This window comes from Shewanella surugensis (assembly GCF_023284005.1).
Lineage (GTDB): Bacteria > Pseudomonadota > Gammaproteobacteria > Enterobacterales > Shewanellaceae > Shewanella > Shewanella surugensis.
On record NZ_JAKIKS010000186.1, the window covers coordinates 1 to 7,097 of the forward strand.

8 protein-coding genes are annotated in these 7,097 nt (G+C 40.9%); 1 reads left to right on the plus strand and 7 read right to left on the minus strand.

The genetic code is table 11. From position 1 onward, the window contains the following. Positions 1 to 377: 377 nt before the first annotated feature. The 3 genes from ribA to L2764_RS25010 form a co-directional block, all read right to left on the minus strand. Positions 378 to 992 carry a GTP cyclohydrolase II gene (ribA, locus tag L2764_RS25000; protein WP_248943078.1) on the minus strand — a complete coding sequence of 205 codons (615 nt, stop codon included), beginning with the start codon at positions 990 to 992 and terminating at the stop codon, positions 378 to 380. A gap of 148 nt (positions 993 to 1,140) precedes the next feature. Beyond that, positions 1,141 to 1,497 carry a YibL family ribosome-associated protein gene (locus L2764_RS25005; protein WP_248943079.1) on the minus strand — a complete coding sequence of 119 codons (357 nt, stop codon included), beginning with the start codon at positions 1,495 to 1,497 and terminating at the stop codon, positions 1,141 to 1,143. Positions 1,498 to 1,640: 143 nt separating this feature from the next. Further along, positions 1,641 to 2,093, minus strand: a complete 453-nt coding sequence (locus tag L2764_RS25010) for a MarR family winged helix-turn-helix transcriptional regulator (RefSeq protein WP_248943080.1) — start codon at positions 2,091 to 2,093, stop codon at positions 1,641 to 1,643. 92 nt (positions 2,094 to 2,185) lie between these two features. Here L2764_RS25010 and L2764_RS25015 point away from each other — a divergent pair, with 92 nt between their 5' ends. Further along, a complete protein-coding gene (locus L2764_RS25015; protein WP_248943081.1) occupies positions 2,186 to 3,187 on the plus strand; it encodes an NADP-dependent oxidoreductase in 1,002 nt (333 codons plus the stop codon). A 109-nt stretch (positions 3,188 to 3,296) separates the two neighbouring features. On the opposite strand, the gene rssA is transcribed toward L2764_RS25015, so the two are convergent. From rssA to L2764_RS25035, 4 genes are all read right to left on the minus strand, one after another. Further along, a complete protein-coding gene (gene rssA, locus L2764_RS25020; protein WP_248943082.1) occupies positions 3,297 to 4,280 on the minus strand; it encodes a patatin-like phospholipase RssA in 984 nt (327 codons plus the stop codon). Positions 4,281 to 4,362: 82 nt separating this feature from the next. Then, the gene (locus tag L2764_RS25025) at positions 4,363 to 4,848 is read right to left on the minus strand and encodes a CreA family protein (RefSeq protein WP_376708492.1); all 486 of its coding nucleotides are present in this window, start codon (positions 4,846 to 4,848) and stop codon (positions 4,363 to 4,365) included. Positions 4,849 to 4,961: 113 nt separating this feature from the next. Beyond that, the gene (yegD, locus tag L2764_RS25030) at positions 4,962 to 6,332 is read right to left on the minus strand and encodes a molecular chaperone (protein WP_248943083.1); all 1,371 of its coding nucleotides are present in this window, start codon (positions 6,330 to 6,332) and stop codon (positions 4,962 to 4,964) included. A gap of 254 nt (positions 6,333 to 6,586) precedes the next feature. Further along, positions 6,587 to 6,775, minus strand: coding sequence for a hypothetical protein (locus tag L2764_RS25035; RefSeq protein WP_248943084.1), 189 nt, complete (start codon positions 6,773 to 6,775; stop codon positions 6,587 to 6,589). Positions 6,776 to 7,097 lie beyond the last annotated feature (322 nt).

Below are 7,097 nucleotides of genomic sequence, written 5' to 3' on the forward strand. Positions count from 1 at the left end.
TGGTTATCTTGCCATGATTTTATCACTTTTGATGCACTCAAAGAGAGTGTAAAAAACATCATGGATAATTATCCGTCAAAATATACGATAACTTTTAGTTAAGCACTTACTTTACGATTCATTGCAATAGATATATTCCTTGAAAAATAGAAATATTTGTAAAGATTAAAACAAACATTCCTACCCTTGTTTAAATAATAATCAACAATGGGAAAAATAAACATATAATTCAAATGATTAATTTGTTAATTTATAAAATGAGTTTACAAGGTAAGTGCGACTAAAATAAAAAAATGAATCTTCATTAATAAAATAACAATATCTTAACCACTGAAAAAGGAGATTTTCAAATGGCTAAGATATCATTCAATGAGTCTTTACTCATCTTTATCGGAAAAATGATACTCAGACATGATATGCCCTAACTCCGTCGATTTAGTCTTTAAATAATGTTCGTTGTAGCGATTTTTTCCTACTTGCAAGGGAATACGTTCTACCACCTCAATCCCCAATGACTTCATCGCCTTCACTTTGCGGGGATTATTCGTCATTAACCTAACGCTGTTAACATTAATTTTTTGCATCATAGGCAAAATCATATTGTATTGACGCTGATCGGCTTCAAAACCAAGTTGCTCATTCGCTTCTACTGTATTAGCGCCTTTATCTTGTAATTCATAGGCACGAATTTTATTGAGTAAACCAATCCCTCTCCCTTCTTGGCGTAAGTATAAAATAAAACCTTGCCCTGCTTCTGCAATATGCTGCATCGCCGTTTGTAACTGAAAGCCACAATCACAGCGTAAACTAAATAATGCATCACCAGTTAAACACTCGGAATGCACTCGGCCTAAAATAGGTGTATTGTCATCCAATTCACCAAAAGTCAGTGCAACATGCTCTTTATGGGTCTCGTTATCCTCAAAACCATGCATATCAAACACGCCCCAAGGCGTCGGTAATTTAGAAGAAGCGACATACTTAATCGACATGATAAAACCTTAACGACAGCTCTCAATTTTTGAGATAACACACGTCTTAACAATAAATCCAAATGACAATGGCTCATACTCCATTAAATTAAGCCATAATCATACTCTATTGACTCTGAAACAGAGACAGATATTCATCACTTTTCAGCTAGAATGCCACGGGAGCAAAACCAGTCACGTCTTTAATCCTCATTTCACGCCCTAAAGCCGTCATAGGATGAACAACGACCAATCCTTTAACCGATTTCTTTAATTTTCCCATGTCTGCCTGTTCAGCCTTGGTTAAAGCACGCTTAAAAGGCATGTCTCTAACACTTTGACCTGTTTTACCTAAATCCCTGGTTTGTTGGCTTTTAATACTATTAATACGCTTCGTCACCGCATTAACTTCTTGCTTAAACTGCAGTATCACGGCGCGATCTCCTCGCTGCTCCGCTGCTGCAAGCTTGCGACGGGATTTATCTAATTTATCATTTAAATCTTGTAGTTCTTGCTTTAAATTCATGCGGTAACCTTACCAATAAATCGAGTGGTGTAACACACCCGAGGCTTCATACTTTAACATTACCTGCATTATAACAGCATATCAGGCAGGATTACTTCAGATTGTCTTTATCTTTAGTTAACTTGGTTGTTTTGCATACACTATTAACTCAAATCAAGGAGCATGCCTAAACACAAGGTGCGTAGCTGTTCAATATCGTCAGCAGACATCTTCATCTTATCAAGCAATTTTTGCTTGAGTAACAAAGCATCTTGTTTCATCGATAAACCTTCCTCAGTCAAACTGATCACTTTTTTACGCTCATCATTCACATCAACACAGCGTTTCAATAGGGATTTTAATTCCAACCTTTGCACTATTGGCGTTAAGGTGCCCATATCTAAGCGTGTCACCTTTGACAACTGAGTTAAGCTGGTCTCACTCTCAAACCAAAGCGATTGCATAACCAAGTATTGAGGATACGTTAAGTCATATTGCTCTAATAATGGTCGATAAGCGCGAATTAGCGCATTACTCGCTGTGTATAAAGCAAAACACACATTATCAGATAAACTAACAGCATTAGACTGCTCAATGTCTTGATATCCACTTTTCACGGTACACTTATATTCTCAAGGGAGTATGCTTTATGTTACCTCAAATCAAATAAGCAAACTAGTTTGCGCGCAAACTAAAGGCAAGGACTCTAATGATCACCCAACAAATCCAACTTCATTCTCGCCCTGAAGGCTTACCCACTCCCAATAATTTCCAATTAACAGAACAAAATCTACCCTCAATTCAAACAGGTGAATTTCTCGTTAAAAACCTGTGGATGTCTGTCGATCCATACATGCGCGGTCGAATGATGGACAGAAAAAGCTATATTCCCCCTTTTCAAATCGGAGAAGTACTCGAAGGTGGCGCAATTGGTGAAGTGATTGAATCACAGCATCCTGACTTTCCTGTCGGCAGTAAAGTCACCAGTATGCTAGGTTGGCGCAGCCATTTTATCAGCCAAGGTCAAGAGATCACACGCCTTCCCGACGTTGATATCGATCCTTCTCATTTTTTAGGTGTATTAGGCATGCCTGGGATGACTGCTTGGACAGGGCTAAACCATATCGCGGCATTACAAAAAGGTGAAACCTTATTTGTCTCTGCTGCCGCAGGCGCGGTTGGCAGTGTTGCTTGCCAAATAGGTAAGCTCATGGGCGCTAGAGTGATTGCTTCCGTTGGTAGTGATGAAAAAGCAGAACATTTACGAGCGTTAGGTATTGATGAAGTGATCAATTATAAAACCTGTGGCGATCTCAATACTGCTTTAGCCACTGCAGCGCCAGAAGGTATTGATGTCTATTTTGAAAATGTAGGAGCAGAACATTTATCTGCCGCCCTTAATAATATGAAAGATCATGGGCGTATTGCGGTTTGTGGCATGATTGCCCAATACAATGACACGATCCCGACACCCGGCCCTAGTAATCTCGCTCAAATTATCGCAAAAAAATTGAAAATAGAAGGCTTTATTGTCTTCGAACATTGGGCACACTATCCAGAGTTCACTTCATTAATGGGCCAATGGCTAGCCAGTGGTAACATTGAAGCTGAGCAAACTATCTATCATGGACTCGAACAAGCCCCCAATGCTTTCCTTGGATTATTTGAAGGAAAAAATAAAGGAAAAATGCTGGTTAAATTAAGCGATTAGTATTCATTGAGCTGAACTCAGATCAAACATACTCAAGCCTTTATCTTCTACAGGCTTGAGTATCACAACAAAAGCCATCCTGAAAAGTGAGTCACTAATAAGCAAGGCCTTATTTCGAAGCTTTCGCAAGGCATGCTTGATCGCAATACTGTGACAAAGCAGCTTCAATGAGATGAGCCACTTCTTGCACCGCCAATTCTCCCGCAGCAATGGCTTCCTCAGCACGATGAAATTCCATATGTCCAATATCGGCGATTTTAGGCACAATGCAAATATCCGGCGGATCCCCCATTAAACGGGTTCGTTTATGTCTTAATTCTAAAATATCGATAGATTGAGACATCACCGCTAACATACTCGGATTTGAACGGCGACTCATGGCAAATTTATCGGTTAATTTAGTGAAATATTCCCGCCCTTTTCCCAGTAAGTCCATAAAACCTTCATCACTATGGGCTTTCGCTGCTACCACTTCTTGAGAGGTGGGCTTTTCACTCGTCATACTGATGGGTAATCCTGAAATACGGCCTCGAGTTTGACTGTTCAAATCCACAGCAATCACCACATCAACATCCATGGCGCGAATAACAGACACGGGGATCGGGTTCACAACCGCCCCATCTACCAGCCAACGTTCACCAATTTTAACCGGCGAAAACATCCCCGGCATAGAACAAGAAGCGCGTACGGCTTGACGCAAGTCACCTTCTCTAAACCAGATTTCTTGTCCAGAATAAAGATCAGTTGCAACCGCAGTAAACGGGCGGCTCATCTGCTCAATATTAATATCGCCCATTTGATCTTGCCAAGCATCAAACACTTTCTCCCCCCCCAGCAGTCCGCCTTTTCGCCAACTCAAATCCATTAACCTAAGCACATCCCAACTGGAGAAACTCCGCACCCATTTTTCTAAATCCGTTAGATGGTTTTCAGCATAGGCCGCCCCCACAAGAGCGCCAATTGAACACCCCGCTATTTTGTTGGGATAAATACCCATTTTGGCCAATCCATTAAACACGCCGATGTGCGCCCAGCCCTTTGCCGCGCCGCTCCCTAAAACAATACCGATACTGACTGATGATGCTACTTTCATAAAAATACAGCGCCTCCAAGATAAATAAGCGAATATCAAATACGTTATTGCCCGTTATTTTTCATCGCCAATGTCGCATACCTTATTCACTCGCCACCACAGGTTTTACCCAAGCTTGAGTGCCATATAAAGGCACACTGGATAATGCATGCTTATAACTGCCATTAATTTCTTTCGTTGAATAAGAAAGATACAATAATGTTTGATTCTTTGCATCATAAATACGTCTCACTTTAAGTGATTTAAATAATACACTTAAAGAGGCTTTAAACACGATCTCACCATTCTTGCTTTTATCGATATGAGCCAGCTCTATTGCTGTAATAGGTCCCGTTTGGCGGCAAGCAATACTACTATCAGAGGGATCAGAAAAATCCAAATCTGCTTGAATGCGACTAATATGGCAGGTTACCCCGGGTATTTTAGGATCTTTCCTTGCATCAATCACCACATCTTTAGTAGTAAATAATCCCAGGCTCACTTTGCCGACATCATCTCCACAACCTAAAAGAACCAACATACCTAAGCCGAGGGTGAAAAGTAATCTCAATCTCTTCCACTGTGTCATCATACTACTTTATCCTTATTCTTTTCTTATTGTATTAACTTTAATCGCGAATAAATAATAACATACTGATTACAAATGCTTTATTATTAATTAATTTGATATTTAATTTAAAATCATGAAGCAAAAACCTTATGTGCCCAGCGCGTTAAGCCCGCTGTAACACTCGAAAAATGATCGCCAACCACAATCGTCACGTTAGGGTATAAACTGGATATTTTACGATAGATGGCAGGGCTTCTTGCTGTGCCACCAGTGACATAAATCACATCCGGCATCACTTTGGCTTTTGTTAATGCTTCATTCATCAAAGCTTCTATTCGCGTTAGCGGCATTTCGATTGCATTCTCAAACAGAGGATCGTTTACCTTAGCCTCTACATCAGCTGAGATATACGATAAATCAATGGTCACACTCTCTTTCTCTGATAAAGCAATTTTAGCGGATTCTGCACTGCGAACCAACTGGTAACCTAGCTGCTGCTGCTGAACTTTTAATAATCGAGCAAGCAGCTCAGGTTGCTGTGCATCTGTGATCAGCGACTCAATGAGCCTACGAGCGCCTAAACTGGAAAAATCACGTTGCGCACTAACATCATTCACCGCAACCGCATTCCAAAAAGGCTGATTGGGCATAGGTAATTGATTGTTCATTAAACTGCCTAAACCAAGATGGGGCATAAAAGCGGCCATCGATAAGGCTATATCCAAATCATTGCCACCGACTCTTTGGCCGCTATGACCTAAAAAATCATCATTACGTTCTCGATATTGGCTATGAGCTGGTCCCATCTTCACCACCGAGCAATCTGTGGTACCGCCACCCACATCCACCACCAACACCGTTTTATTGTCTTCCAGTCTGGCTTCATAATCCATGCCTGCTGCAATGGGTTCAAATAAAAATGCCACTTCATGAAAGCCTGCCCGCTGAGCCGCAATCCGCAAAACAGCTTCTGCTTGCTGATTACTCTGCTCTCCGCCAATCCCCTGAAAATTAACCGGCCGTCCGATCACTGCATGGGTAATACTCTGTCCTTCAGATAAATGTGACTCAGCTTGACGTTTGATATATTGCATCATCAAAGTCACAATATCTTCAAATAGCGACATTTGATCTTGTCTCAGGCCGATTGCCCCTAAAAAAGATTTAGGTGAGCGTACATAAAACCCTTCATCAGGCATATCAAGATAAGCTTCAATGGCTTGCTCGCCCACAAATACCGCAGGCTCATCCGGTCGCAAGTCAAGCTCACGTCTTGCATGAGCCGCCCGCGCTAATTGCGTACGGCGAAGTTGTCGATACTGGGCTTGTTCATTAGTCGGTAGGCCATGCAACACCGCTTCACAAATCAAATCTCTATCTAAAGCATATAACGTTGAGCTAAGGTAATGCGAATTTTTAGACAATGGCAATAGACGAAACTGTTCATTTTCCATGATCCCCACCGCACAATTGGCACTACCATAATCAAATCCAATAAACATACTCAAAGCCCCCCCGATTGAAAAGCCGTGCAAAATAACACAATTCGCACAGAGCTACACCTATAAATCGCTTTTTGAGTCAACTAACTAGGAGAGTTCTCGGGGGCTTAATACAAAAATATTAACCACTTAAAATGATTGAGTATATTTTATCGAATAACAAAACATGTATGTCTCATCATACTTTGAAGGTATCCAGAGGCTCAAGCCACGCAGCAACAGCCTCTCTTATCCTTCAACCTACTTCGCTTATTTTATTTCTCGAAGCGTATCGATTGCTGATACTGCCGAATTGATAGTGGTGAAGACTGTTCATATTGATAACGTCCAGGATCCGTATCATACAAGCAATACGCTCGGCTTGGATTATCGACCATGTCAGTAGACTGCACCATTAAATAATCAAAGCCCTCTACTAGGTCAACATATATATCGACTGACATTTCATTTTCTTTTATCGCTATTGCCCGACTTAAGTCACTAAAATTCCTTTTTTTATACTCTGCTGGGTAGATTGCTTTGCAATGATGATAAAACGCTTTATATTGATCAAAGTATGTAATTGACTCATCTTTATCCATAGTCAGAAAAAGTATCGAATTATCTCTGTATATTTCAAAATGCATATAATCAATGGGGTAGTTCCAATCGCCTCCCCAGGGCGGGATCGCACTTTGTTAACAAAGATTGAATCTGCTGAATTACTGTGATCTAATCGCACCTCACTTTCTGAGAGGTAACCCAATGACCCTGATCGAACACCTT

Excerpts from the sequence above, each read along its gene's own strand:
- L2764_RS25005 (WP_248943079.1), bottom strand. The coding sequence starts at position 1,497 with ATGAATTTAAAGCAAGAACTACAAGATTTAAATGATAAATTAGATAAA.
- rssA (WP_248943082.1), bottom strand. The coding sequence starts at position 4,280 with ATGAAAGTAGCATCATCAGTCAGTATCGGTATTGTTTTAGGGAGCGGC.
- L2764_RS25015 (WP_248943081.1), top strand. The coding sequence starts at position 2,186 with ATGATCACCCAACAAATCCAACTTCATTCTCGCCCTGAAGGCTTACCC.
- L2764_RS25035 (WP_248943084.1), bottom strand. The coding sequence starts at position 6,775 with ATGTCAGTCGATATATATGTTGACCTAGTAGAGGGCTTTGATTATTTA.
- yegD (WP_248943083.1), bottom strand. The coding sequence starts at position 6,332 with ATGTTTATTGGATTTGATTATGGTAGTGCCAATTGTGCGGTGGGGATC.
- L2764_RS25025 (WP_376708492.1), bottom strand. The coding sequence starts at position 4,848 with ATGACACAGTGGAAGAGATTGAGATTACTTTTCACCCTCGGCTTAGGT.
- ribA (WP_248943078.1), bottom strand. The coding sequence starts at position 992 with ATGTCGATTAAGTATGTCGCTTCTTCTAAATTACCGACGCCTTGGGGC.